Consider the following 26,144-nt stretch of genomic DNA (forward strand, 5'->3'; position numbering starts at 1 on the left):
CACTTCACTGTTCAGTGTACAAGCGTTCACTGAATTTGGGAGAAGTGATGACGGCACTGGTACCGCGCAGGGCCAGGCGGCTGGCCTCGCTGGCCGAGGCCCTGCTCACGCCCCACGGCATGGACCGCTACCTCGAACTCGTCGACCCGATGCTGGTCCGCCGCGAGATCCGCGGCCTGGTCACCGGCGTCCGGCGGCAGACGCCCGACACGGTCACGCTGACCATCCGGCCGAGCCGGGCCTGGCGCGGCCACCTCGCGGGCCAGTACGTGCGGGTGACCGTCGAGATCGACGGCGTCCGCCGCACCCGCTGCTACTCACCCGCCGGTTCGGAGCACGACGGCACACTGGAACTGACCATCAAGGCCGACCCCCATGGCCTCGTTTCGCGGCACCTGAACCGCACGGTCACCCTCGGTTCGGTACTCGGACTGTCCACTGCGGACGGTGAGTTCATCCTGCCTTCGCCGAGGCCGCGGCGAATCCTGCTACTGAGCGGCGGGAGCGGGATCACGCCCGTCCTGTCGATGCTGCGCACGCTGGCCGACGAGAAGTACGAGGGCGATCTCGCCTTCCTGCACTACTCCAACGGCGCCGAAGACGCCCTCTACCGCGCCGAACTCGCCGACCTCGCCCGCCGCCTGCCCGGCCTGCGGGTGGTACACGCGTTCACTCACGCGAAAACCGGCGGCGACCTGCACGGGTTCTTCTCGAAGGAGCACCTCGCGGAGGCCGCTCCGTGGTACCCCGACGCCGAAACCTTCCTGTGCGGTCCGAAGCCGCTGATGGACTCGGTCCGCGAGGTCTTCGAGTCCGACGGCCTCGGTGCACATCTGCACACCGAGGAGTTCACCCCGCCGGCGCTCACCTTCGACACCGAGAACGCCGAAGGGCAGGTGCGCTTCGCGCGCAGCGGCCGCGAGATCGCCAACTCCGGGAAACCGTTGCTGGAGCAGGCCGAAGAAGCGGGACTGAGCCCGGAACACGGCTGCCGTATGGGCATCTGCTTCTCCTGCACGCAGATCAAGACCTCGGGCTGCGTGCGCAACGCCAAGACCGGCGAGACCTCCAGCGAAGAGAACGAAGAGATCCAGCTCTGCATCTCCGTCCCGGTCGGGGACGTCGAGATCAACGCTTAGAAAGGAGCGGGCCATGACCGGCTTGCAGGACAAGCTCACCCCTCAGCAGGTCGAGGACTTCGGCCGCGAACTGGACGAGATCCGGCAGCGGATCGTCGCCGACCTCGGCCAGGTGGACGTCGACTACATCCACAACGTCATCAAGACCCAGCGCGCGCTCGAAGTCGCCGGCCGCGGACTGCTGTTCGCCGGTTTCTTCCCGCCCGCCTGGGTCGCCGGCGTCGCCGCGCTTTCGGTGGCGAAGATCCTCGACAACATGGAGATCGGCCACAACGTCATGCACGGCCAGTACGACTGGACGCGCGACCCGGCGCTGAGCTCCCAGCGGTTCGAGTGGGACACCGTCGCGCCTTCGGAGAACTGGCGCCATTCCCACAACTACATCCACCACACCTACACCAACATCCTCGACAAGGACCGCGACATCGGTTACGGCGTCCTGCGGATGGACCCGGCGCAGAAGTGGAACCCGTACTACCTGGGCAACCCGGTGTACGCGACGCTGCTCGCGCTGTTCTTCCAATGGGGCGTCATGCTGCACGACCTCGAGTTCGACCGCGTCGTCAAGGGCGAGCGCAAGTGGTCGGACAACAAGGAGGTCGGCATGAAGATGCTCCGGAAGGCCGGGCGCCAGGTCGGCAAGGACTACGTGCTCTTCCCGCTGCTGACCGGTCCGCTCGCGCCGCTGACCTTCCTCGGCAACGCCACCGCGAACCTGACGCGCAACCTGTGGGCGTTCTCGATCATCTTCTGCGGGCACTTCCCCGCCGACGTCGAGAGCTTCACCGAAGAGGAGACCGAGAACGAGTCGCGCGGCCAGTGGTACCTGCGGCAGATCCTCGGCTCGGCGAACATCACCGGCGGCAAGCTCTTCCACATCATGACCGGGAACCTCTCGCACCAGATCGAGCACCACCTGTTCCCGGACATCCCGGCGCGCCGCTACCCGGAGATCGCGGGCGAGGTGCGGGCGATCTGTGAGAAGTACGGCCTGCCGTACAACACCGGTCCCCTGCACAAGCAGCTGTTCTCGGTGGCCAAGAAGATCGTGAAACTCGCCCTGCCGTGGAACGGTGAGCCCCGCACCCCGGCTACCGTGGAGAGCGACAAGACCCTCCGAGCGGCTTAAGGTGTCTGACATGGTCGGTCAGTTCGAAAGCACCAAGGACGTGGTCCAAGAGGTCACCGAGTCCGCGGCCACCCATATCGGCAACATCGCGACGATCATCACCGGCGCGATCCGGGACATCGCCCGCGAGACGGGCGACTGGCTGACGGACGTCATCGAGATGCGTGAGGCGTCCCAGCGGGCGCAGGCGGACGAGAACCGCGAAGACCAGGGCTCATCCTGAACTTGCAGGACAGGCCTGGGCATGTCGCGAAAGCCACTTTCGGGACATCTGACGTCGCGAAAGTGGCTTTCGCGACATGTCCGACAGCCGCGTGCCGTCCTGGTGAAAGTCCGAAGCGCGCGTAGAGCCGCGAAGACTAGGGAAACCTGGATGGGCACGGGGCGGGTGGCCACGGCAGGCTGAAGCCGTGATCACCCGCCTCGCCCTGCCTCGACGCGTCCTCAGCGCACAGCTGAACCGCGCGTATTGGGGCGAGCTGACCTGGGTGCTCATCGGCGCGCCGCTGACGCTGGCGTTCGCGGCGCTCGTGGTCGTCGGGCTGCTCCTCGGCGCGGGCCTGAGCCTGCTGACCATCGGGCTTCCGGTGCTCATCGGCGTCCTGGCCGGCGCCAGGCTGATCGGCACCGCCCACATCGGCCTGGCACGCGCCCTGCTCCGGACGACGGTCACCCCGCCTGCCCGGCCCGAGCTGCGGCCAGGCCTCTGGAACGGCGTCAAGGGCAAGCTCGGGGATCCGCTCGGCTGGCGGTCGATCGCCTACCTGGTGATCCGGTTGCCGCTGTCGTTGATCGAGTTCTTCCTGGTCGTCACCCTGTTCGTGTACGCGGTGAGCACGCTGAGCTATCCGCTGTTCTGGTTCACCCTGAACGGCGAGGCCATGCCGACGTTCGACCTCCGCGTCGACATCTGGCCCCTCACCCTGCCGCTCGCCGTCACCGGGCTGGCCGTCCTGCTGGCGATGCCGTGGGTGGTCCACGGGCTCACCGAGTTCGACCGTCTGCTGGTACGCGGCGTTCTCGGCGCCGAGGACCTTTCGAAGCGGGTGCGCGATCTCGAACGCAGCCGCGCGACCGCGGTCGACGACGCGACCCGGCGGCTGCGCCGGATCGAACGCGACCTGCACGACGGCGCGCAGGCCCAGCTGGTCGCGCTGGCGATGAAGCTCGGCATCGCGAAGGACGAACTGTCCGGCGACGGCGACATCGAGCAGGTCACCGCCCTGGTCACCGCCGCGCACGCCAACGCGAAACAGGCGCTCGTCGAACTTCGCGACCTCGCCCGCGGCATCCATCCCGCCGCGCTCGACGCCGGCCTCGACGTCGCGCTGTCCACTTTGGCCGCGGGCTCGGGCATCGACGCGCGGATCACCGTGGACCTGCCGAGCAGGCCGTCCCCGTCGATCGAGACCATCGCCTACTTCACCGTCGCCGAACTGCTGACGAATGCCGCCAAACACACTTCCTCCGCGATCGAGGTCGACGTGGGTATCGTCGGCGACGACCTGCGGCTCGTGGTGCGCGACGGCGGTGAAGGCGGGGCCCGGCCGGTAAGCGGCGGAGGGCTCGCCGGGATCTCCGAGCGGCTCGCGACGGTGGACGGTGGGCTCGACATCGACAGCCCTCCGGGAGGGCCTACGGTGATCAGCGCGGAAATACCGATACGGAAATAGGGGGCGGCGTGCGCGTCGTGATCGCGGAGGATTCGGCCATCCTCCGGGCGGGGCTCGTCGAACTGCTGAACCTTCGGGGGCACGAGGTCGTCGCGGCCGTCGCCGACGGCGACAGCCTGTGCGCGGCGGTTCGCGAACATCGGCCGGACGTGTCCATTGTGGATATCCGGATGCCGCCGACGCACACGGACGAAGGACTGCGCGCGTCCATCGCGCTCCGCGCGGAACTGCCGGGGTGCGCGATTCTGCTGTTCTCGCAGTACGTCGAGACGCAGTACGCGACGGAACTCCTGGCCGATCGCGCGGGCGGCGTCGGCTATCTGCTGAAGGACCGCGTCGCGGAGGTGTCGGATTTCCTCGACGCGCTCCGCCGGGTGGCCGAAGGCGAGACCGTGCTCGACCCGGAAGTGGTCAGCCAGCTGTTCACCGCCACCCGGAAGACGGACGCGCTCGCGGGACTGACGCCGCGGGAGCGCGAGGTGCTGGGGTTGATGGCCGAGGGCCGGTCGAACTCGGCCATCGCGGCGGCGCTGTTCCTTTCGGCGGGCTCGGTGGAGAAGTACGTGTCGAGCATCTTCGGGAAGCTGGCGCTGTCACAGTCCGAAGGGGACAACCGGCGGGTTCTGGCGGTGCTGCGGTACCTGGAGTCTTGAGGCGCGTGTCTCGCGAGTTCCGGAAACGCGGCTCACCGCGGCTCCACCGGAACCCCGTCCGGCTCAGGCAGGCAAAGCTGCACCCACGCGACATCCCGCCACGCCCCGTGTTTGTACCCGATCCGCCGGTACGTCCCCACCGGCTCGAAACCCAGCGCGCGGTGCAGCCCGGCGCTCGCGTCGTTCGGCAGCACCATCCCCGCGCAGAAGTTCCGGAAGCCGCGGGACGCCAGCTCGTCCAGCAGCGCCTGATAGAGCGCGCGCCCGCCACCGGTCCTCCGGCGGCCCAGCTCCAGATAGATACTGACCTCGCAAGACCAGCGATACGACGGCCGGCCGCTGAAGGGGCCTCCGTAGGCGTAGCCGACGACGCGACCTTCGTCGTCTTCGAGCACGAGCCATGCGTGCGATTTCTGCGCCTTGGCGATACGTTCGGCCATCTCGTCCGGCTTGGGCGGCTCGGTTTCGAACGAGATCACCGTGTCGGTGACATACGGCGCGTAGATCTCCGCGCACGCCGTCGCGTCGGCTTCCGTCGCTTCCCTGATCACCATGACAACCATAGTAACCGAGGCTGCCACTATAATGAACAGCATGTCGGATCCCTTGTCCGCGTCGCTCGCCGCGACGCTCCAGGCCGCGAGACTCGATCAGAACCTTTCGGCCAACGCACTCGCCGAGTCCTCTGGCGTGTCCCGGGCGATGATCGGCAAGATCGAACGTGGCGAGGCGCAGCCGACGGCAGTCCTGCTCAGCAGGCTTTCCGCGGCGCTCGGGATGACGTTGTCCGAGTTGATCGCACGCGCCGAACACGGCGACCGGCGGCTCGTGCGCGCCGCCGATCAGCCGACGTGGACCGACCCTGACACCGGGTACGTGCGCCGCGCGGTCTCGCCTTCGCTCGGCGGGCCGCTGGAACTGGTCGAGGTCGTGCTGCCCGCGGGCGCCGAGGTCGCCTTCCCCGCCCACACCTATCTACTGACCCATCACCAGATCTGGGTACTCGACGGGCATCTGCGATTCCGCGAGGGCGACGTCGAGCACGAACTCGACGCGGGCGATTGCCTGCAGCTCGGCACCCCGCAGCCCTGCGCCTACGTCAACCCGACCGGGGAACCGGTCCGATATCTGGTCGCGCTCGCCCGGCGGCACGCCTGATACTCGGACGATGAAGTCCCGGGCCCTCGCCTACGTCGCGGCGAAAGCACGCGGCGGACACGAGGCCGGATTGCCGGTGACCCTGCACTTCCACCCCGACAGATCCACAGTGGACGGACGCCTGCCGCTCGAAGCGATGGCCGAAGACGGGTTCTACCGCAACCAGTTCGAAACCGGGACGAGCAACGGAGGGCTCACCGCGCGTCCCGGCGGCGACCGCTGGCACTGGGAGAGCCGGATGTTCGGCGGAGCCTACGACGACGCGCCCGCGGCCGATCGGCCGAAGTACGGCGCGTTGAATTTCCGCCGCCGTGTCCACGGAGGCGCGCCGAGATTCGGTTCGGCCCATTTCCGCATGGCCGCGCACACGAGCGCGCGGACGACGTTCTGCTATCCGGACAGCGTGCTGAATCCGGCGGATTTCGGCTACGGCACAAGGGTTTCCGCATTGATCGAGCTGGCGGCCCGAGACGACACCGACCTTCTCGACGACTACATCGAGGCACACGTCCACGGCCCTGTCGACCTCGCGAAGGATGTCGAGGCCCTGGTGCTCGACCCGAGCCATCGTGGCACCGACGTGGAAAAGGCCGCTTCACGGCTCGGCTGCCCGGTCGAATGGCATCCGGGTTTCCGCCTGTCCACCGAAGAACTCGAACGGCACCCGGCATACCGCGGCGCCGAATTCGTCGAACTCGGCCTGGCGCTGGCGGAAGACGGCTACCTCGACCCGCGTGTCCTGGGCGAAGCCCGGCACATCGACCAGCAGGCCCTCAAACGCGTCTGGCACTACGTCGCCCGCTTCGGGGCACTACCGTGACGTGCATGTACTCCACGGAGATCGAGGTGCGCACCGGCAGCGTGGCCGTGGTGCACGACCTGACCAAGGACGCCGAGGCCTTCCTGCGCGACGCGGACGCCGAAGACGGGATCCTGCACGTCTTCGTCCCGCACGCGACGTCCGGGCTGGCGATCCTCGAAACCGGCGCCGGCAGCGACGAAGACCTGCTCACGGCGCTCGACGAACTGCTCCCCCGCGACGGCCGCTGGCGGCACCAGCACGGCAGCCCCGGTCACGGCCGTGACCACGTCCTGCCCGCGCTGCTGCCGCCGTTCGCGACGATCCCGGTGCTCGGCGGGGTGATGACGCTGGGCACCTGGCAGTCGGTCTGCCTAGTGGACACCAACCTGGACAACCCGGTCCGGCGTGTCCGTTTCAGCCTGCTGGAGGGCTGACCGGCCCGGCCACAGCGCGAGCACCAGTCCTGCCACGAGCAGCCCGGCGAGCACCCACACCCCGGTCGTGACGTCCGGCGCGCCGGGCACGCCCTGCAGCAGGCTCCGGAGCCCTTCCGCCGAGAACCGGAACGGCGTCCAGGACCACAGCACGGCGCGGTACGCGGGGTTCAGCAGTTCCGGCACCTGGCCCGCGACGGCGGGCGCGACCAGGTACAGCGGGCCGAGGATCGCCATCGCCCGCACACCCAGCAGCCTGAGCAGCCCGGCCTGCAGGGCGGCGAATCCGGTGGAGGCCAGGAAAAGGAAGCCGAGGACGTCCCAGCCGAGCGGGAGCGCGGAGTCCCACAGTTTCAGGAAACCGGCCAGCACGGCGGTGACCAGCACGCCCGCCGCGACGATCTGGGTGAAGCGCGCGGCAGCCCCCGCGTCCCGGCCGATCCGCCGTCCGGCCAGGACCAGCACGGCGCCCGCGACCAGGCAGCCGACCCAGGCCAGCGCGCTCAGCGCGAGCGGCGCGACCCGGCCCGCCGCGCTCGCCGGGTGCAGCGTTTCGATCTTCGGCGTCCCGCCGAGTGCCTGCGCGGCACCGGCCAGCGCCTGCTGCGCGATCTGCGTCCCGGACGGGTTCACCGCCCCGGAGAGCACGACCGTCGACGGAAGTTCGAGGACACCGTAGACCTCCTTGTCCTCCAACAGTTTCCGGCCTTCTTCGGGTGAGGTCACCCGCCACGAGACCTGACCTCCGCCGTGGGAGGCGATCCCGTTCGCGGCCGCCTGGAGCGGCCCAGGGGGTGCGGCCACGGCGAGGGGCAGTCCGTCGGGCGCGACGGTGGCCTGCGCGCCGAAGGTGAGGAAGCCGAGCACGACGGCGACCAGCGCACCGGCCACAGCGGCTAGCAAGGCGAAGGCCCCAGCGGGGCGACGGTTCGGCATGACCGTTCTCCATTTATTCGTCACTTGTTGAATTAGCTGCCAAGGTAGGCCTCGGCCACCAAGAAGTCAACAGACGTTGAATAAGGTCACCGGTACCGTCGATCGCGTGACTACTCCGCACCGGCTCGTGCTGTGGGACATCGACCAGACCCTCGTGGACCTGCGCGGCGTGGGCGCCGCCTGGTACACGACCGCGCTCGCCGAGGTCGCCGGCGTCGAACTGCGGGCCCTGCCGAATTTCGGCGGCCGCACCGAACGCGCCATCAGCGCGGACATCCTGACCTCGCACGGCGTCGAGCCCACCGAGGAGAACGTGCGCAAGCTCTGGCTCGCGCTGATCGCGGTCTCCGAAAGCCACGCCCCGACCCTGTCTTCGAGCGGCCGGGCACTCCCCGGCGCCAAAGACGCGCTGACCGCCTTCGCCACACACGGCGGCATCGTCCAGACACTGGTCACCGGGAATCTGCCGGAGATCTCGGTGCACAAGCTGACCGCGTTCGATCTGCACGAGCACGTGGACTTCGAGATCGGCGGCTACGGCTCGCTCTCGGCGCACCGGCCCGACCTGGTACCCGCCGCTGTCGGCCACGCTTCGGCGAAACACGGCACCGAGTTCGCGCCCGAGTCGGTCGTCGTCATCGGCGACACCCCGGACGACGTGCGTGCCGCGCTCGACAACGGCGCCGTCGCGGTGGCCGTGGCGACAGGGCAGTTCAGCGCCGAGGAACTGGCCGCCGCGGGCGCGCACACCGTGCTCGGCGACCTGTCCGACCTGGTAGCGGTACGTGCGGCCGTGCTCGGGGGCGCCAACTAAGCTCGTTTCATGGCATACCCAGGCGGCGGCAACGGCTGGCCGGAGCAGCAACCGCAGCAGCCCTATCAGCAGCAGGGATACCCGCCCCAGTACCCGCAGGATCCCCAGCAGCAGTACCAGGGCTACCCGCAGCAGGGATTCCAGCAGTTCCCGCAGCAGACGTACCAGGGTTTCGCGCCGGAGCCGCCGAAGGGCGGCAAGAAGGGCCTGTGGATCGGCCTCGGCGCGCTCGTGCTGGTCATCGCCGTCGGCGCCACGCTCTTCTTCGTCCTGCGTGACGGCGAAGAGCCGCAGCCTCAGGCGGCACCGCCGTCGTCCTCCGCGCCCGCGCCGCCGCCGTCTTCGGCGACGAAACCGCCGTCCGCGAGCAGCGGAGCACCGAAGGACAACAAAGTCCCCTCGACGACACCCGGCTGGCAGGGGATCCTGTCGGTCAAGGACAGAACCGCCTACGACCTGCCCACGTCGGGCTGGGAGACCGAGCCGGGCCAGATCGTCGGCTACAACGAGGGCGAGTTCAAGATGGTCATCCACGAGGCGTCGACGTACAAACTCGGCGCCTGCCCGGAGGCCCGCGGCTCGAACCGCGGTGTCGTCGGTTTCGCCACCGCGGACCAGATCCCGGTCGAGAACGCCGCCAGGGGTGCCGTCCGGCTCTGGATCCAGGCCGCCACCGGCAAGGCCGAGGTCCCGCTGCCCGCCATCACGCAGGTGCCGATCGCGGGCGGCTCGATCCAGGCGGTCAGCTCGACCGGGACGTTCACCCCTGCCGAGACCGAGGATTGCCGCGCCCCGAGCGTGAAGGTCACCTCGGCCGCGTTCAAATCCGGCGACCAGACCATTTGCTTCGTCATGGCCATCGACCAGGGCACCCCCGACGCGCTGCCGGAGGCGGACGCCCAGAAGATCCTCGCGAGTCTGAGGCCTCAGCAATGACCGGCCCCGGTGGGCACATCGACGAACCTCGGCAGTGGTTCGTCGATCCGCTCACCGGGCGACCGCTCGAAACCGAAGCCGAACAGACCAGGCCGCTTCCGGTCATCCGGGAAACCGTTCCGCCGCGCCGCCGCCTGCGCCTCAGGCCGACGCTGGGGGTCCTCGGACTGGTCCTCGTCCTCGCCGTCGGCACGACGGCCACCTATCAGGCCAGGACCGCGCCCCCACCGCCGTCCGCCCACGATCTCGTCCTGCCCGACCCGGTGCCCGCCACCCGGATCGAGCCCGTGATCGCGGGCTGGCAACCGGTGCAGTCCGACGATCACCCGCTCGTCTACGACGCCCCACCGGACTGGAAGCTCGAAGAGCCCGACGTCGCCATCGGCTACGAAACCCCGGCCGGGGACCTCGTCACCCTGCAAGGCGTCGCACGGTACCGGCACGCCTTCTGCCCCGGCTCCGATCTTTCGGCACGCGCGATGGCGGGGTTCACCACCATCGACGAGGGCGAGGTCGGCGGGCTCGCCCAGGCGGCCGAGGAAACGACGATCCGCTGGGCCGAAGCGGCGTACGGACACGCCCCGAAGGCGGAGATCGGCAAGGCCGGGCCGGTGCCCGTCCTGGACGGCGGGACGACCGCCACCGCCGTGACCACCACCGTCGTCCCCGCCCAGGACGGGCCGTGCCCGGCGCCTTCGGTCGCGATCACCGCGATCGCCCTCCCGCTGCGCGCACTGCCCGGATCGGGCCGCTACCACGTCCTTCTGGTACTGGCGGACCAGGGGATTCCCGGTGCGATAGCCAGCGGTGTCGTCCTCAAGATGGGTGAGAGCATCCGTCGCGAGTAGCACTCCCCTAAGGGAAATATGGGTCCCGTGCCGGATGTGTCCGGGCACCGCCCACCCCTAATTTGAGTTCCATGCCAAAAGGGGGAAGCGGGACGGCCGCGCCGGGCCGGACACACAAGATCGCCACGGTGCTGAGGCGCCGGCTGCCTTTCACCACCCTCGTCACGGTGACCATGCTCGCGCTCGCCTTGGCCACGGGCGCGCTCTGGTCGGCCGCCGAGGACCGCGCGGTGTACCCGTACATCGCGTATGGGCTGCCGTCGCTCGAAGCAGGCCGGTGGTGGACCTTGTTCACCGGACCGCTGTTCGCGGTCGTCCCGCTGTACTACGTGCCGATGGTGCTCAGCTTCGCGTTGTTCGCCGGATTCGCGGAATGGCGGCTCGGCACCCGGCGGGCGATGGCCGTCACCATCGGCGGCCAGTTCGTCAGTGTGCTGGTGGCGGTCCAGTTCCTGGCCTTGAGCCGCAACTCCGGCTGGGAATGGGCGGAACGCGTCGCGGGCAGCCTCGACGTCGGCTTCTCCGGCGGCGCGCTCGCCGCGGTCGCGGTCGCCAGCGCCACCCTGCGCCCGCCGTGGCGCCTGCGGTTGCGCGCCGGACTGTGCGTCTACGCCGGGGTCGCGATCATCTTCGTCGGCACGCTCGCCGATCTCGTGCACTTCTTCGCCCTCGTCCTCGCGCTGCCGTTCGGGCGGAAGTTCGTCGGCGCCAAGGAATCCTCGCGCGAACGGAGGCCGAGCCTTCGCGAGTGGCGGTTCTACGTGATGGCCGGCCTGCTGGTGCTGACGGTCGCCGAACTGGTGATGTCCTTCGTGCCGGGCAACGGTCCCTTCGGTTCGTCCGAGGAGCTTTCGCTGTCCACCTGGGAAGTCGTCGTCCTGTGCCTGATCGTGGTGCCGATCATGAACGGCCTCCGCAAGGGCAGCCAGGTCGCCTGGTGGTGCGCGATGATCCTGACCTCGTTCGTCATCCTGCAGGTGATGGTCTACGGCGGGGTGCTCACGCTCGCGGAGATCCTCGACGAGGACGCCGGTCTGATGGATCCGCCGCTGTTCTTCGTGGACAACCTGCTGTGGACGGTCGAATTCGCGCTGCTGGTCTCCTCGCGTGGCGCTTTCCGCGTGCCGTCGCGGCGGAAGCGCCGCCGTCTCGGCCGGATGGGCAATCCCGCGCTGGCCCGCACGCTGCTCAGCCGCCACGGCGGAAGCACGCTTTCGTGGATGACGACCTGGCCGCAGAACTCGTACTTCGTGGCCGCGGACGGCAAGTCCTACCTCGCCTACCGGCGCCACGCCGGGGTCGCCATCGCCCTCGGCGACCCGATCGCCCCGGACGGCGCCGCCGACCGGACGATCGCCGAGTTCATCACGATGTGCGAGAACACCGGGCTCGTGCCGTGCCTGTTCTCCGCCACCGGTGACACCACCGCCAAGACCGGGGAGCTCGGCTGGAAGCAGGTCCAGGTCGCCGAGGACACCCTGATCGAGCTGGAAACGCTGGAATTCCGGGGCAAGCGCTGGCAGGACGTGCGGACCGCGCTCAACCGCGCCAAGAAGGACGGCATCGAGTTCCGGCTCGTCCGGCTCGCCGACCAGCCGCGCGCGGTGATCTCGCAGGTCCGCGCGATCTCCGAGGAGTGGATCGGCGACAAGGGCATGCCGGAAATGGGCTTCACCCTCGGCGGCGTCGACGAGGCGATGGATCCCGAGACCCGCGTGGGGCTCGCGGTGGACGCCGAAGGTGTGGTCCACGGTGTGACGTCGTGGCTGCCGGTGTACACCGGTGCGGGCGCGATCGGCGGCTGGACGCTCGACGTCATGCGCAAACGCGCCGACGGGTTCCGTCCGTCGATGGAGTTCCTGATCGCGTCGTCATGCCTGGCCTTCCGCGAAGAAGGTGCGAAGTTCGTTTCGCTGTCCGGTGCTCCGCTGGCAAGCTCCGGCGAACCCGCGCACGCCGTCGACCGGGTGCTCGACGCGCTCGGCACGATGATGGAACCGTTCTACGGCTTCCGTTCGCTGCACGCGTTCAAGGCGAAGTTCCAGCCGCGCCACGTGCCGCTGTACCTCGCGTTCCGCGACGAGGCGGATCTGCCGCGGATCGGGATCGCGCTCGGCCGGGCCTACCTGCCGAACACCGGGCTGCTCCGGCTGGCGAAGCTCGCGCGGTCGGGCAAGAAGCCTCAGCGCAGTGTCGAAGGCGGCGGCGTGATGGTCTTGCGGTCGGCTTCCGGGACACCGCGGTAGGTCTTGAGGATCTTCAGGATCAGCTCGCGGTCCGCTCCGCCCGGCGCGTCCTGGCCCGAATAGACGGCCAGGGCCGCCGAGGCTTCGCCCAGCTGGGGCGCGATCACGCCGACCAAGGCGCGATGGGCACCGCACGCTCCCGGCGGCGTGACGACCTCCGCGAGGACGATGCTCGCGGGGACCTTCTTGCCGGTACCGAGCGTGAACTCGGTCGTCTGGGGCGGTTCCGCGGTGATCTTGGCCGTCAGCGGGCCGTCTTCGGGGTTGTAGGCACTGACGGCGAGGTCGTCGATCGCCTTCTTCGCCGCGGCGGCGGGGTCGGCGAGTTTGATGTTGGCCACGCCGCTGCCGCCGATCCTGCTTCGCTTCTCCTGCGGGCAGTAGCCTTCCCCGACGAAGGCGCTGGCGACCATGGTGATGCCCGGGACCTGGGTGCCCTTCTCCCAGCCGTGGATCGTGCCGGGTTTCGGCGTCCAGTTCGGCGGGACGTCGTAGGCGTAGACGCCGTCCTTCCCGGCCACCGACTGCCAGCCTTCGGTCACCGGCGGCGCGACGACCTGAGGCGAAGGCGTGTAGACGGTCGGGGCCCGGGGCGTGGGCGCGCTGCTCTCCGACGACCGGTCACCGTTGTTCGCGAGCGCGGCCACCGCGATGACGCCGAGCGTCGCGAAGAAGCCGTACATGGCCTTTCGCCCGCTCCGCGACATCGGCTGCTTCGCGGGCTTCTCCGGCTCCGGTTCAGGCGCCGGAGTCTCGGAAGCGGGCGTGTAGCCGGACGAGTCCGAGGGCTGATAGCCCCCGAACCCGTCCAGCGCCGCGTTGTCCTCGTAGCCCGGGGAATCCCTGCGCTTTTTGCCGAACACAGCGTCCTCCGTCGGGATTGCGGTGCGTATATCGGTGGATCCAGGTTTCTGCCGGCAAGGCGCCGGTTCGTCCTCGTACCGGGTCGTACTCGGGCGGACCGGCGACGCAGCCGGCAGGAAGCTGGGCCGCCGAGATACGTGCCGAAGTCCCGACGGTGGACGCTACGAACGGACGAGCTTGGCCAAGTGCTCTACGACCGCGTCGACGGCGATCTCCTCGCGGTCACCGGTGCGGCGGTCCTTGACCTCGACGACACCGTTCGCCAGGCCGCGCCCGACGACGAGGATCGTCGGCACACCGACGAGTTCGGCGTCCGCGAACTTGACGCCCGGGGTGGCCTTGCGGTCGTCGAGGACGACCTCGATACCGGCGGCGTCCAGTTCGGCGGCGAGCTTCTCCGCGCCCGCGGCGACCGTCTCGTCCTTGCCCGCGATGACGACGTGCACGTCGAACGGCGAGACCTCGCGCGGCCAGACGATGCCGAGGTCGTCGTGGTTCTGCTCGGCGAGCACGCCGACCAGCCGCGAGACGCCGACGCCGTACGAACCCATCGTGATGCGGATGGGCTTGGAGTCCGGGCCCAGCGCGTCGAGTTCGAACGCGTCCGCGTACTTGCGGCCCAGCTGGAAGATGTGCCCGATCTCGATACCGCGCGCGGCGACCAGGGTGCCCTTGCCGTCGGGCGACGCGTCGCCCTCACGGACCTCGGCGGCCTCGATCGTGCCGTCACCGGTGAAGTCGCGGCCGGCGACCAGGTCGACCACGTGGTGGTCGCGTTCGTCGGCGCCGGTGACCCAGGCGGTGCCGTCGACGACGCGCGGGTCGAGCAGGTACCGGACGCCGTTGTCCTTCAGCGCCTTCGGGCCGATGTAGCCCTTGACGAGGAAGGGGTTCTTCGCGAAGTCGGCCTCTTCGAGCAGCTCGAACTCGGCGGGCTCGAGCGACGCTTCGAGGCGCTTCGGGTCGACCTCGCGGTCGCCGGGGAGGCCGATGGCCAGCAGCTCCCACTCCTTCGCGCCCGGCTGACGGGTCTTCACCAGGACGTTCTTGAGCGTGTCCGCGGCGGTGAAGGTGCGGCCGAGGCCGGCGTTGTTCAAGAACGTGACCAGGGACTCGATGGTCGGGGTGTCCGGCGTGTGGTGGACCTTCGCCTCGGGAAGACCCTCGATCGGCTTCGCCTCGGGAGCGGGCGTGGTGACCGCTTCGACGTTGGCCGCGTAACCCGATTCGGTGCTGCGGACGTAGGTGTCCTCACCCGTCTCGGCGACGGCGAGGAACTCTTCGGAGGCCGAGCCGCCCATCGCGCCGGAGGTCGCCTTCACGACGACGTACTCGATGCCGAGGCGGTCGAACAGTTTGGTGTAGGCCTGGCGGTGCAGCTCGTACGACTTGCTCAGGCCCTCGTCGTCGAGGTCGAAGGAGTAGGAGTCCTTCATGACGAACTCGCGGCCGCGCAGGATGCCGGCGCGGGGACGCGCCTCGTCGCGGTACTTCGTCTGGATTTGGTACAGGACGACCGGGTAGTCCTTGTAGGAGCTGTATTCACCCTTCACGGTGAGCGCGAAGAGCTCTTCGTGCGTCGGGCCGAGGAGGTAGTCGGCGCCCTTGCGGTCCTTGAGGCGGAACAAGGCGTCGCCGTACTCGGTCCAACGGCCGGTGGCCTCGTAAGGCTCCTTCGGCAGCAGCGCGGGGAACTGGATCTCCTGCGCGCCGATCGCGTTCATCTCGGCACGGACGACGTTCTCGATCCGGCGCAGCACCCGCAGGCCCAGCGGCAGCCAGGAGTAGCCACCCGGGGCCACCCGGCGGACGTAGCCGGCGCGTACCAGGAGCCGGTGGCTCGGTACCTCGGCGTCCGCCGGATCCTCACGCAGGGTGCGAAGGAACAACGACGACATCCTGGTGATCACTTCTGGGCTCCTCGCTGGAATTACGTGCTTAGACGTTCTGCGCAGCGTAGTCACCCCGCCCCGGGCCGGTTCAACCGGTTATCGCGGGCGCCCGGTTTTGTCGGTGGGCGCCGCTAGCGTGCCGCCATGGGTATCGAACTGGGCATGATCACGATCGACTGCGCGGATCCGCGCGGGCTCGCGGCGTTCTGGACGAAGGCGCTCGGGGTCGAGGTGGATCAGGACTACGGCGGCGAGTTCCTGATCCTGCACGCCAAGAAGGAGAACGGGCCGGTGTTCGCCTTCCAGCGCGTTCCGGAGCAGCGGGTCGGCAAGAACCGGGTCCACGTGGACTTCGGGACCGACGACATGGAGAAGGAGGTGGAACGTTTGATCGGACTGGGTGCGAAGAAGCTCGACAAGCACGAGATGCCGGGCATCGCGTGGACGGTGCTGGCCGATCCCGTCGGCAACGAATTCTGCGTCGCGACCCACGAGGGCTGACGCCGGTCGCGATGGTCAGAATGGCGGCATGACGGAGCGAGCCATCCTGCCCTGGTCCGACATCGAGCTGCCCGAAGGGCTGAGCGCGCGGCTCTACGACGGCGTGGGCCCGCTGCCGGACGAAGGCCTTGATGACGTCGAGATCTATGTGCTGCCGTACGACACCGGCGCCGAACCGATGAAGCTGATCGCCCGGCTTCCGTCACTGAAGCTCGTGCAGTCGTTGTCGGCCGGGGTGGAGAAGCTGATCCCGCTGGTGCCGGCGGGAGTGAAGCTGGCCAACGGCCGCGGCCTGCACGATCTCAGCGTGGCCGAGCACGCGCTGGCGCTGATCCACGCTTCGCAGCGGGATCTGCCGCGCTGGTTCGCTCAGCAGGCGACGGCGTCGTGGGAGCGCGAGCACACGCGCTCGCTCGCCGACAGCCGGGTGCTGCTGGTCGGACACGGCTCGATCGGCCAGGCCATCGAGCGGCAGCTGGTCGCGGCCGAGGCGATCGTGACCAGGGTGGCGAGCACGGCGCGGCCCGCGGAGCGGGTGCACGGCGTCGGCGAACTGGCCGAGCTGTTGCCGTCCGCCGACATCGTGGTCCTGATCCTGCCCGAAACGCCCGCGACCATGGGCCTGTTCGGTGCCGCCGAACTCGCCGCGCTGCCGGACGGCGCGCTGGTGGTGAACGTCGGGCGGGGTTCGGCGATCGACACCGGGGCGCTCACGGCGGAGACCGTCTCCGGGCGGTTGCGCGCCGCGCTCGACGTCGTCGACCCGGAACCGCTGCCCGCCGGGCATCCGCTGTGGAGCTCGCCCGGGGTGATCATCACGCCGCATATCGCGGGCGGGTCGGCGTCGTTCTACCCGCGCGCGAAGCGGCTGGTCGCCGAGCAGTTGCGCCGGTACGCCGCCGGGGAGGAGCCGCTGAACCTCGTGAGTGGCTAGGACGGTTCCGGTGGACCGTCGAATGTGCCGTGTTCGTGGGCGGTGCCGGTGGTGGGCTGAAGGCTCCCTTCGCCGAGTCTGATGCGGTGAAAGGCGCCTTCAGCCCCGCCGCCAGGAAACGCCATAGTGGGCCTTACCCCTCAATAGAACCGTCCTAGCCACTCGCGAGCCACCGCGCCTCGCCGGAGGTCACGTCCCGCCGGGATGTCGCGAAAGCCACTTTCGGGACATCGAACGTCGCGAAAGTGGCTTTCGCGACACGCCAGGGCGCTACTGCCAGTGCGTCCGGTAGGCGAGCCAGTCGCGCATACCCGCGGCGAGACGGCGCTGCGCCGCGCGCACCCCCGTCGTCGCGGGCGGTTCCGGTAGCCGGCACGCTCGTTCGGCGTGCCCGGCCAGCGCGACACCGAACGCGGTGACCGCCCAGACGGGGACGCCCGTCAGCACGGGGCGGCGCCGGAGCAGCCGGTCGACGTCGGCGGGCTCGTGCCCGGCGTCGAGCAGGTAGGGGACGAGCGCGACCAGATCGAGCCAGCCCGCGCCCCTCGCCGGGTAGCGCCAGTTCGTGACGAGCACCCGGCCCGGTCCGGTCCGCACCAGGTATTCGGGCTGGATGTCGTTGTGCAGCAACGTGTCCCCGGCCGACCAGGGATGCCACGACGTCTCCAGCTGGACGAGCCGGTCGAGATTGCGCACGGCCCATCCGTCGAGGTCGTCCGGCGGTTCCTTCGCGAGTTCGTGCCAGCCGCGCAGGAGCGGGCCGAGATCGTCGAGCGCGTCCGGCACGTCGGGCAACGGGCACGGCGTGAGCGTGCGCCCGAGCGCACCGAAGGTGGCCAGCACCGCGGAGAGGTCCGGCGATCCCGGGCGCAGGTTCGGCCGGGTGCCGTCGAAGTCGGCGAACGCGAGCACCAGCCATTCACCGTCCACAAAGGACAACAGCTTCGGCGTGGGCGCCTCCGGGGGAAGCCTTCGCGCGATGGCGGCCTCCGTCCGGTAGCCGCCCGCGCGCGGGCTGCCCGCCGGGATCGCCTTGAGGAAGACCCAGCGATGACCGCGTTCGAGTTCGAGCCGCGCCGAAACACCGCCGTCGAATTCCGGGGTCTGCCACAACGAACGACGGACCATCGACCCGAGCTCGCGCTCGACGGCGTCACGCGTCGCCGAAGGGAGGTCGTGCCAGCCGAGCCGTGCGGAAACCGGCAACGCCCTACCACCCCCAGCGATCTCTCCGAGAGGATCGACTGTACCGAAATCCACCCTTTCGGGTGACAACCGGTCAGGTCGGAACAGGTTTCACGTACCCGGCCCAGCGCTGGAACTCGCTGAACCCGACGCGCTCGTAAACGCCGAGAGCGCGGTGGGTGTTGTCCTGGTCGACGTTGAGCGAGGCCCGCTGGAAACCCTTGGCCTTGGCCTCGGCGAGCGTGTGCCCGAGCAGCGCACCCGCGATCCCGCGCCCGCGAAGGCTCGCGTCGGTCGCGACGTGGCTGACGTACAGCTCCTTCACGCCTGTGACGGCCTCGTCGGAGGCGAAGTGCGCGCTCAGGACCATCGCGACCACCTGGTCCCTGGCCGGGCTCAGCAGCAGGAACGACAGGTCCGGCTGGAAATCCTTCGCGCCGACCACCAGATGCCGCCAAGCCTCCGGGGACTGCGCCGTGCTCCCCCAGTGATCCGCGAAGGTCTCGTTGCGGGACCGCAGCGTGAGGGCCTCGTACTTCTCCTCGTACGCGACGAGCGGGAACTCTTCCGGCAGCGGCTTCGCCGGCGGGATCGAGCCGAGGTCCGCTCGCATGTCGACGAACCACCGGGCGTGCTCGTACCCGGCGTCCACGAGTACCTCGGAGAGCCAGCGCTGCTTGGTGTTGGCCGCGGCGTGCAGTTCCAGCGGTACGTCCGGATGAGACTTCGCGTGGAGCTTCTTGCCCGCCTCCTCGAACCAGCCGGTGAGGTGCGCGGCGATCGCTTCGTCGCGATAAGCGGGGTGGACGAGCGTGTCGACGCGCATCATGTGCACCGGATCCGCCGCGTCACGCTTGCGGAGCAGACCGTAGGCGACCAGCGTGCCGCCGTCCCAAGCGCTCGTGGTGGCGGTCGGCAGGTCGACGGTCGGCGTACCGATCTCTTCGGCGAGATCCTCCGCGCTGTAGTGCTCCTCGATCGGCTCGGCGCGCTCCGCCTCGGCGAAGGTCTCGGCCAGTCGTGGCATGTCGTCCATGGTCAGCGGGCGCCAGGTCAGGCTCATGCGGACGAGGCTAAGCCCGCGCCTCGGGGTGACGCATTCCATTTAGTTACGCTTCCGAGGTGCTCGTGCTGCTCCCCCCTTCCGAGACCAAGGCCGCCGGCGGTACCGGCGCGCCACTGGACTTCGGCGCGCTGTCGTTCCCGGACCTGAACCCGACCCGCGCGAAGCTGGCCGACGCGCTGGCCGAACTGGCGGGTGACGTTCCGGCCAGTGTCGCCGCGCTCGGCATCACGCCGCGGCAGGCCGACGAGGTCGCGCGCAACGCCGAGCTTTGGACGTCTCCCACGATGCCCGCGCTGCGCCGCTACACCGGCGTCCTCTACGACGCGCTCGACGTGAAGTCCTTCACCAAGGCGACGCTGGCGAAGGCCGAGAAGCGCCTCGCCGTGGCTTCGGCGCTGTTCGGGGTGGTCGCGGCGACCGACCCGATCCCCGCGTACCGGCTTTCCGGTGGCAACGCGCTGCCGTCGCTGGGGACCGTCCGCAGCGTGTGGAAGCCGGTACTCGAACCGGTGCTCCAGGGGATCGACGGACTCGTCGTCGACCTGCGTTCCGGCACCTACTCGGCACTGGCGAAGCTCCGCCCGGACGCGGTGACCGTCCGCGTCGTGACCGAGGACGCGAAGGGCAACCGGACCACGGTGAGCCACTTCAACAAGGCGTACAAGGGACGGCTGGCCGCGGAGCTGGTGAAGTCCCGCAGCGAACCGTCCACTGTGGAGCAGCTGATGCGCGTGCTGTCGAAGGCGGGCCTCGATGTCGAACGGACCGGGGACCACAGTATCGAGCTGCTGACCGGCGACGGGGCGCATTAGTTCCGTACCCCTACGGGCTTCTTCCTCGGTTGTTCCACCAGGCGCGAATGCGGAAAGTGATTTCCAGCCACCTGGAAAGGAACCACCGTGAACAGAAGAAAACGGCTACTGGGGGTCGCCACCGCCGCCCTCGGCTGCCTCTCGGTCCTCCTGCCCGCGCCTGCGACCGCCGCCGACCTGCCCGCGGTCACCCCAACGGATCAAGCGGTCGTCCCCGACGGACCGCATACGAACTCCATCGGCGGTACCCCCGCGTCGGTCAAGGACTATCCGTTCATCATCGCGGGCCTGCGCGAAGGCGGGACGCGACCGCAGGGGCAGACCTGCACCGGGTCGGTCGTCGCGCCGCGCAAGATCCTGATCGCCGCGCACTGCAAGGACGCGGCCGGTGAGAAGTCCTTCCTCTACGGGCTCGACGATCTGAACGCCGGTGGCGGAACGCGGATCGGCGTCGTCAGTTATGAAAAGCACCCGAAGTACGTCAACTTCGACCAGGGCTACGACGTCGCGGTGGTCACCACGGACGCCGACATCCCGGTGCCTGGCGGCCAGTACGCAAAGGTCGCGACGTCGGCCGACACGGGCCTGAACCAGCCAGGCAAGTCCGGGCTGGGACTCGGTTACGGCAAGAAGGACCACAACGACGACACCCGCAACGTCGAATTGCACAAGTTCACCCTGCCGATCGTGCAGGGCAGCAACTGCAGTGGTGTCGGTGCCGGCTTCAAGGAAGCCACGATGATCTGCAGCGGCTACAGCGACGGCCGCGTCACGATCCTTCCGGGTGACAGCGGTGGGCCGCTCATCGTGGACGGCAAGATCGTCGGCGTCGCGTCCTGGAGCCGCAGCGATTTCAAGTGGTACAGCGTCTACGGCAGGCTCAACAACGACATGGGCGACTGGGTCAAGCAGCAGATCGGCGAGCCGCAGAACCCGGAGACGTTCTCGCTCGCGGTGACGCCGTCCTCGCTCAAGGTCGAGCCGGGCAAGTACGTGTCGGCCACGGTGACCAGCAAGCCGGGCAAGAACGGCGCGGAGAAGGTCGATCTCAGCGCTTCGGGGCTCCCGGAAGGCGCGACGGCGACGTTCCAGCCCTCGTCCATCACCTCGGGTGAGTCGGCGAAGGTGAGCATCGAGGTTCCCGCCGGAGCGGCCGAAAAGGACTACGCGGTCACGATCTCGGGCAAGGGCACCACCGACACCGCGACCACGAAGCTGACGCTGACCGTCGGCGAAGGTGGACCGCAGCCCGGTGACCTCAAGGTGGGCCTGAGCCCCACCAGCGGGACTTCGCAACCCGGTTTCTTCAGCAATGTCACGGTTTCCGCCACCGGCGGCACGGGCACGATCACGCTGTCGGCGTCCGGGCAAGGGCTGCCGTTCGCCCCGTTCTTCAACCCGCGGACGATCTCGAGCGGTGGCAGTTCGACCATGCAGGTGGTCGCGCCCTTCCAACCGGGCACGTACCCGGTGACCGTCACCGCGACGGACTCGGCGGGCAAGAGCGCCACCGCCGTTTACACCCTCACCGTCCAGTAGCGAGTGTCATGAAAGGGTCGTTCAGGACATCTTTCGTCCTGAACGACCCTTTCATGACGTTTCAGGACCGGGCCAGCACCGGCATGGCCGCGTTGTGCCCGGGGATACCCGAGACACCACCGCCTCGCACGGCCCCGGCACCGCAGAGCAGCACCCGCTCATGCGCGGTCTCGACGCCCCAGCGACCCACCTGAGCGGCGTCCGCGGCATAAGGCCACGAAAGATCTCGATGGAAGATGTGTCCCGCGGGCAGCCCCAGCTCGGCTTCGAGATCAAGCGGTGTCTTCGCTTCGACACACAACCGGCCGTCCGGCGCACGCAGCACGCAGTCCTCGATCGGCTCGGCCAGCACACTGTCCAAAGAGGATAAAGTCGCTCGCAAAGCCTCGTCGCGTGCGGCATCGTTGCGGCCCTCGAACAGCCGGGTGGGCATGTGCAGCCCGAACAACGTCAGCGTCTGCACCCCGGCGGCCTGTTCCGCCGGGCCGAGAATCGACGGGTCGGTCAGCGAATGGCAGTAGATCTCGCACGGCGGCAGCGACGGGATACGGCCCGCGGCGGCCTCGGTGTAGGCCCTCGCCAACTGCTCATAGCCCTCGTTGACGTGGAACGTCCCGCCGAACGCCTCTCGCGGATCGACACTCGAATCACGCAGCCGAGGCAACCGTGACAGCACCATGTTCACCTTGAGCTGCGCGCCTTCCGGCGCCTCCGGCGGCTCCTCCCCCAGCAGCCGCGCGAGCGTCCGCGGCGCGACGTTCGACAGCACGTGCCCGCCGCGCGCGGTGAACTCGTCGTCGCCGAGCCGATAGCGCACCGAGCCACCTGGGTCGATCGACAACACTTCGGCGCAGGTCACCAGCCGTGCACCGGCGGAAGACGCGGCCGACGCGAGCGCGCCGGTCACCGCGCCCATCCCGCCCACCGGCACGTCCCAGTCACCGGTCTCGTTGCCGATCACGTGGTAAAGCAGGCAAAGGTTCTGCCGGAAGTCGCCTTCCCCGGCGAAGGTGCCGATCAGCGCGTCGGTCAGGACGACGCCGCGGACGGTGTCGTCGCCGAACATCCCGGTGAGCGTTTCCGAGATCGGCCGTTCGAACAGCGCGTCCCACGCCTCCGGATCGATACCCGAGCGCAGTTCCTCTTTGGCGAGCAGAGGCCGGGTCAGGGTGGGGAAAGTCCGTTTCGCGACTTGGGACGTCATCGCGTAGAACCGTTGCCATGCCTCGTAGTCCTTTGTGGACCCGGTGAGCGCGGAGAACGACGCCGCCGTGCGGCCGTCGTCGCCCGTGTCGACAAGGAGACCGCTGTCGCCGACCGGGGTGTACGACGACATCCGCCGACGGCGGAGGTCGAGCCCGAGGTCCGCGATGATCTCGCGTGGCAGCAGGCTCACCAGATACGAGTACCGCGACAGCCGGACGTCGACGCCGGGGAACGCACGGAAGGAGACCGCCGCCCCGCCGACCTCGTCGCGCCGTTCCAGCACCAGCACCGAACGGCCGGCCCTGGCCAGGTAGGCCGCCGCCACCAGACCGTTGTGCCCGCCGCCGACGATCACGGCATCGTAGGACTCCATTCAAGACCTCCCAGCGAAACGACGATGCGCCGCGGCCATCGTGACCGCGGCGCACCGCCGTTCGCAACAAGCTCAGAAGGTGATGGAGAAACCTTCGATCGTCCCGACGTCGAACCGGTAGACGTCACGGACCCGCAGTTTCCAGGTCCCGTTCGCCGGTTCGGACGAGGCGTTCACCGTGTACGACGTGTGCACGCCGCTCGCCTCGCCGATCCCTCCCGCCTGCTTGAGACCGAACACCGCACCGCTCGGCCCGATCAGGTCTATCGCCAGGTCACCGGTGTAGGTGTGCGCGATGTCGACCTTGACCGGCAGCGTCGCCGACGCCTTGCCGTCGCAGCCTTCCTGCGTCACCGAACTGGTCACCGCGTCACCGGCGTCCGGAATGGACACCGGAGTCGTGTTGGACTTGGCCCCGCACGTCGGCGTGGGGCCACCGCCGCCGATGAACGACACGTTCAGCAGCTTGTTGACCGTGCCGGACGGCAGCCCCTTGAGCACACCGTCGGAGGCGTTGTTCACCAGCGCGTCCCGCGTCTGCTGCGCGGTGGCGCCGGAATTCGCGGCGAGGTACAGCGCCGCCGCCCCGGCCACGTGCGGCGTGGCCATCGACGTCCCGCTCATGTTCGCCGAACCACCGTTGGACGTGGACAGCGACGTGATGTTGCTGCCAGGGGCGAAGATGTCCACGCACGAACTGTGGTTGGAGAACGAGGACTTGTTGTCGCTGCCGTCCGAGGCGCCGACCGTGATCGCCTCGGGGATCCTTGCGGGGCTGACGTTGCAGGCGTTCTGGTTCTCGTTGCCCGCCGCCACCGCGTAGACGAAGCCCGCCGCGATGGACTTCTTGATGACGTCGTCGCCGAGCCCGACCTGGTCCATCCGCAGGCTCAGATTCGCCACCGCCGGTTTGGTGCCGTTCGCGGTCAGCCATTCGGCCGCGTCGACGATGGCGGAGTCCGGGCCGTTGCCCGAACAGTCGTTGCCGAGCACCTTCAGCCCGACCAGCTTGACCTTCTTGGCGACGCCGTAGGTCTTGCTGCCGATGGTGCCCGCGGTGTGACTGCCGTGCCCGTTGCAGTCCTTCCCGTTGCCGCCCACGAAATCCTTGCCGATGGACGCGCGCCCCTCGTACTCCGGGTTTTCCGGGTTGATCCCGGTGTCGAAGTCGTACGCGGTGACCCCCTCGCCCGTGTTCGGGTAGGTGAAGCTCTTGTCCAGTGGCAGGTTCTTCTGGTCGACGCGGTCGAGGCCCCAGGTCGGGTTGGTCTGGGTACCGACGGCACGCGCGGTGCCGTCCTGGTAGACCGCCTTAACCGCCGGGTCGGCCGCGAGCCGCCGCGCCTGCTGCTCGGACAGGCCCTTGACGGAGAATCCGCGGAGCACGTTCTTGTACGCCGACCGGACCTCGCCGCCGTAGCGGCCGGTCAGCGCGGCCGAGGACCGCTCGACCGCCATGGTGCCTGCCTCGTGGAGCTCAACGATGTACTGATCGCCGTAGTGCTGCTTCGCCTGCACGACAACGCCTTCCGCCGGAGCGGCGAGGGCGTTGCCCGCGGCGAGCGCGGCCAGCGCGGTGGCCGCGACGGCCACCACACCGGCCCGCACGCCGCGGCGCATCAGAGACCCGCCACGTTCAGCAGCTTGTTCGTCGAACCGGAGCCCGGGCTCGTCACGACGCCGTTGGTGGCGGCGTTGGCGAGACCGGAGGCCACGGCGGCGGGGGTCGCCGACGGGTTCGAGGTCAGGTAGATCGCGGCCGCGCCGGCGACATGCGGCGTCGCCATCGAGGTACCGCTCATCTGCTGCGTGCCACCACCGTTGCGCAGCGAGGTGATGCTGGTGCCCGGCGCGAAGATGTCGGTGCAGCTGCCGTAGTTCGAGAACGAGGACCGGCGGTCGTCGCTCTGGGTGGCGTTGACGGTGATGGCCTCACGCACGCGGGCCGGACTGGTGGAGCAGGCGTCGGTGTTGGAATTCCCGGAGGCCACGGTGTTCGTGATACCCGCCGAAACGGCGCGGCGCACGGCGGAGTCCACCCCGGAGTCGGCCGGGCCACCGAGGCTCATCGTGAGCACCGACGGGCCCTTGGCGTTCTTCACGACCCAGTCGATCCCGGAGATGATCTGCGAGTACTGGCCGCTGCCCTGGCAGTTCAGCACGCGGACCGAGACGATCTTGGCGCCCTTGGCCACGCCGTAGGTGGCGCTGCCGACCGTGCCGGCGACGTGCGTGCCGTGCCCCTGGCAGTCGCGGGCGTCGCTGTCGTTGTCGATGAAGTCGTACCCGCTGGTCGCGCGGCCGCCGAATTCGGACTGGCGGTAGTCGACCCCGGTGTCGAGGACGTAGACCGTCGCCCCGGAACCGGTGTTCGGGTAGGTGTACTTCTTGTCCAGCGGCAGGCTCTTCTGGTCGATCCGGTCCAGGCCCCAGGTCGGGTTGGTCTGGGTGCCGGTCAGGTGCGCGACCGCGTCCTGCTGGACGAAGTCGACGTTCGGGTCGGCGGCCAGGCGTTTGGCCTGCGCCTCGGTCATCTTCGCCGAAAAGCCGTTCAGCGCGGCGGTGTAGGTCGCCTTCACCTGGCCGCCGTATTTGGCCGCGAGGCCCGCGTCGCCGCTCTTGAGCGAGACGATGTACCCGTCCGTGACGGCTCCCGGCACACCGGCGCCGCGGATCTGGCCCTCGGCGGCCGTGGCCGGTCCGGCGAAGGCCACGATGGCCGCCGCACAGGCCCCGGCGAGCACCGCACCCGCGATCCGGTGACGTCGAAGTTCTCCACGCATTTCCTGAGCTCCGTTCACTCGAACAGGTGGTTCGCGCCGGCAGGGGTCCAGACCGGCGCCGTGACGTGCAGTCACGCTGGAATCACTTTCGGGTGGCGGGACCTGCGCGAACAAGCGAGGCAACGGTCCGTAGGACTACGTATCTAATGGCGAAATCCACCGTCCCTACGAAAGTCGGGTGACCGTCCGAGCGGGTTCCGTGATCATCGAAACCGCGCTTA

25 protein-coding genes are annotated in these 26,144 nt (G+C 69.0%); 16 read left to right on the forward strand and 9 right to left on the reverse strand.

The features are described 5' to 3' along the window. Window positions 1-47: 47 nt before the first annotated feature. From ACIBTM_RS40415 to ACIBTM_RS40435, 5 genes are all read left to right on the forward strand, one after another. Window positions 48-1,139 (forward strand): ferredoxin reductase, encoded by a 1,092-nt coding sequence (locus ACIBTM_RS40415; RefSeq protein ID WP_395882420.1) that lies wholly within the window; start codon window positions 48-50, stop codon window positions 1,137-1,139. A 13-nt stretch (window positions 1,140-1,152) separates the two neighbouring features. Beyond that, window positions 1,153-2,268: a fatty acid desaturase family protein gene (locus ACIBTM_RS40420; RefSeq protein ID WP_395882421.1), complete on the forward strand. Its 1,116-nt coding sequence runs from the start codon at window positions 1,153-1,155 to the stop codon at window positions 2,266-2,268. Window positions 2,269-2,278: 10 nt separating this feature from the next. After that, window positions 2,279-2,491 carry a hypothetical protein gene (locus ACIBTM_RS40425; protein WP_395882422.1) on the forward strand — a complete coding sequence of 71 codons (213 nt, stop codon included), beginning with the start codon at window positions 2,279-2,281 and terminating at the stop codon, window positions 2,489-2,491. 187 nt (window positions 2,492-2,678) lie between these two features. After that, complete coding sequence (locus ACIBTM_RS40430; protein ID WP_395882423.1) at window positions 2,679-3,941, forward strand: sensor histidine kinase; 1,263 nt, start codon at window positions 2,679-2,681, stop codon at window positions 3,939-3,941. 8 nt (window positions 3,942-3,949) lie between these two features. Then, complete coding sequence (locus ACIBTM_RS40435; RefSeq protein ID WP_395882424.1) at window positions 3,950-4,594, forward strand: response regulator; 645 nt, start codon at window positions 3,950-3,952, stop codon at window positions 4,592-4,594. A 32-nt stretch (window positions 4,595-4,626) separates the two neighbouring features. Here the strand turns inward: ACIBTM_RS40435 and ACIBTM_RS40440 are convergent, their stop codons facing one another. Further along, complete coding sequence (locus tag ACIBTM_RS40440) at window positions 4,627-5,157, reverse strand: GNAT family N-acetyltransferase (protein WP_395882425.1); 531 nt, start codon at window positions 5,155-5,157, stop codon at window positions 4,627-4,629. Window positions 5,158-5,188: 31 nt separating this feature from the next. Here ACIBTM_RS40440 and ACIBTM_RS40445 point away from each other — a divergent pair, with 31 nt between their 5' ends. Genes ACIBTM_RS40445 through ACIBTM_RS40455 form a run of 3 tightly spaced genes read left to right on the forward strand, consistent with a single transcriptional unit; the run spans window position 5,189 to window position 6,988 of the window. Continuing rightward, window positions 5,189-5,752 (forward strand): helix-turn-helix domain-containing protein, encoded by a 564-nt coding sequence (locus ACIBTM_RS40445; protein WP_395882426.1) that lies wholly within the window; start codon window positions 5,189-5,191, stop codon window positions 5,750-5,752. A gap of 10 nt (window positions 5,753-5,762) precedes the next feature. Beyond that, the gene (locus ACIBTM_RS40450; protein WP_395882427.1) at window positions 5,763-6,572 is read left to right on the forward strand and encodes a DUF3626 domain-containing protein; all 810 of its coding nucleotides are present in this window, start codon (window positions 5,763-5,765) and stop codon (window positions 6,570-6,572) included. Between the two features lie 5 nt (window positions 6,573-6,577). Continuing rightward, window positions 6,578-6,988, forward strand: coding sequence for a secondary thiamine-phosphate synthase enzyme YjbQ (locus tag ACIBTM_RS40455; protein ID WP_126736027.1), 411 nt, complete (start codon window positions 6,578-6,580; stop codon window positions 6,986-6,988). On the opposite strand, the gene ACIBTM_RS40460 is transcribed toward ACIBTM_RS40455, so the two are convergent. Further along, window positions 6,926-7,924 (reverse strand): ABC transporter permease, encoded by a 999-nt coding sequence (locus tag ACIBTM_RS40460; protein ID WP_395882428.1) that lies wholly within the window; start codon window positions 7,922-7,924, stop codon window positions 6,926-6,928. The genes ACIBTM_RS40455 and ACIBTM_RS40460 overlap by 63 nt on opposite strands. 127 nt (window positions 7,925-8,051) lie before the next feature. Between ACIBTM_RS40460 and ACIBTM_RS40465 the strand changes: the two genes are divergently transcribed. The 4 genes from ACIBTM_RS40465 to ACIBTM_RS40480 all read left to right on the forward strand — a co-directional run bounded on the left by ACIBTM_RS40465 (window position 8,052) and on the right by ACIBTM_RS40480 (window position 12,768). Beyond that, window positions 8,052-8,738, forward strand: a complete 687-nt coding sequence (locus ACIBTM_RS40465) for an HAD hydrolase-like protein (protein ID WP_395882540.1) — start codon at window positions 8,052-8,054, stop codon at window positions 8,736-8,738. A gap of 9 nt (window positions 8,739-8,747) precedes the next feature. Continuing rightward, window positions 8,748-9,674, forward strand: a complete 927-nt coding sequence (locus ACIBTM_RS40470) for a hypothetical protein (RefSeq protein ID WP_395882429.1) — start codon at window positions 8,748-8,750, stop codon at window positions 9,672-9,674. Continuing rightward, window positions 9,671-10,522, forward strand: coding sequence for a hypothetical protein (locus ACIBTM_RS40475; protein ID WP_395882430.1), 852 nt, complete (start codon window positions 9,671-9,673; stop codon window positions 10,520-10,522). Before ACIBTM_RS40470 ends, ACIBTM_RS40475 begins: the two co-directional genes overlap by 4 nt. A 71-nt stretch (window positions 10,523-10,593) precedes the next feature. Continuing rightward, window positions 10,594-12,768, forward strand: a complete 2,175-nt coding sequence (locus tag ACIBTM_RS40480; protein ID WP_395882431.1) for a bifunctional lysylphosphatidylglycerol flippase/synthetase MprF — start codon at window positions 10,594-10,596, stop codon at window positions 12,766-12,768. Here ACIBTM_RS40480 and ACIBTM_RS40485 read toward each other — a convergent pair. After that, window positions 12,705-13,631: a hypothetical protein gene (locus ACIBTM_RS40485; RefSeq protein WP_395882432.1), complete on the reverse strand. Its 927-nt coding sequence runs from the start codon at window positions 13,629-13,631 to the stop codon at window positions 12,705-12,707. The genes ACIBTM_RS40480 and ACIBTM_RS40485 overlap by 64 nt on opposite strands. 162 nt (window positions 13,632-13,793) lie before the next feature. After that, entirely contained in the window at window positions 13,794-15,542 is a 1,749-nt protein-coding gene (locus ACIBTM_RS40490) for a proline--tRNA ligase (RefSeq protein ID WP_395882433.1), read from the reverse strand. Window positions 15,543-15,668: 126 nt separating this feature from the next. On the opposite strand from ACIBTM_RS40490, the gene ACIBTM_RS40495 reads away from it, so the two are divergent. After that, a complete protein-coding gene (locus ACIBTM_RS40495; RefSeq protein ID WP_395882434.1) occupies window positions 15,669-16,025 on the forward strand; it encodes a VOC family protein in 357 nt (118 codons plus the stop codon). 28 nt (window positions 16,026-16,053) lie between these two features. Continuing rightward, a complete protein-coding gene (locus ACIBTM_RS40500; RefSeq protein WP_395882435.1) occupies window positions 16,054-16,959 on the forward strand; it encodes a 2-hydroxyacid dehydrogenase in 906 nt (301 codons plus the stop codon). Between the two features lie 270 nt (window positions 16,960-17,229). Here the strand turns inward: ACIBTM_RS40500 and ACIBTM_RS40505 are convergent, their stop codons facing one another. Further along, window positions 17,230-18,165, reverse strand: a complete 936-nt coding sequence (locus tag ACIBTM_RS40505; RefSeq protein ID WP_395882436.1) for an aminoglycoside phosphotransferase — start codon at window positions 18,163-18,165, stop codon at window positions 17,230-17,232. A 73-nt stretch (window positions 18,166-18,238) separates the two neighbouring features. Continuing rightward, complete coding sequence (locus ACIBTM_RS40510; RefSeq protein ID WP_395882437.1) at window positions 18,239-19,207, reverse strand: GNAT family N-acetyltransferase; 969 nt, start codon at window positions 19,205-19,207, stop codon at window positions 18,239-18,241. Window positions 19,208-19,266: 59 nt separating this feature from the next. On the opposite strand from ACIBTM_RS40510, the gene yaaA reads away from it, so the two are divergent. Both yaaA and ACIBTM_RS40520 read left to right on the forward strand, forming a co-directional pair. Beyond that, window positions 19,267-20,022, forward strand: a complete 756-nt coding sequence (yaaA, locus tag ACIBTM_RS40515; protein WP_395882438.1) for a peroxide stress protein YaaA — start codon at window positions 19,267-19,269, stop codon at window positions 20,020-20,022. An 87-nt stretch (window positions 20,023-20,109) separates the two neighbouring features. Continuing rightward, window positions 20,110-21,561 (forward strand): trypsin-like serine protease, encoded by a 1,452-nt coding sequence (locus ACIBTM_RS40520; protein ID WP_395882439.1) that lies wholly within the window; start codon window positions 20,110-20,112, stop codon window positions 21,559-21,561. A 61-nt stretch (window positions 21,562-21,622) separates the two neighbouring features. Here the strand turns inward: ACIBTM_RS40520 and ACIBTM_RS40525 are convergent, their stop codons facing one another. The 3 genes from ACIBTM_RS40525 to ACIBTM_RS40535 form a co-directional block, all read right to left on the reverse strand. Continuing rightward, entirely contained in the window at window positions 21,623-23,140 is a 1,518-nt protein-coding gene (locus ACIBTM_RS40525) for a phytoene desaturase family protein (protein WP_395882440.1), read from the reverse strand. A gap of 72 nt (window positions 23,141-23,212) precedes the next feature. Continuing rightward, window positions 23,213-24,760: a S8 family serine peptidase gene (locus ACIBTM_RS40530; protein ID WP_395882441.1), complete on the reverse strand. Its 1,548-nt coding sequence runs from the start codon at window positions 24,758-24,760 to the stop codon at window positions 23,213-23,215. Beyond that, window positions 24,760-25,923, reverse strand: a complete 1,164-nt coding sequence (locus tag ACIBTM_RS40535; RefSeq protein ID WP_395882442.1) for a S8 family peptidase — start codon at window positions 25,921-25,923, stop codon at window positions 24,760-24,762. The genes ACIBTM_RS40530 and ACIBTM_RS40535 overlap by 1 nt, the downstream gene beginning before the upstream one ends. Between the last annotated feature and the right edge of the window lie 221 nt (window positions 25,924-26,144).

Origin of the sequence: Amycolatopsis sp. NPDC049868 (assembly GCF_044461365.1) — a bacterium.
Classification (GTDB): Bacteria; Actinomycetota; Actinomycetes; order Mycobacteriales; family Pseudonocardiaceae; genus Amycolatopsis.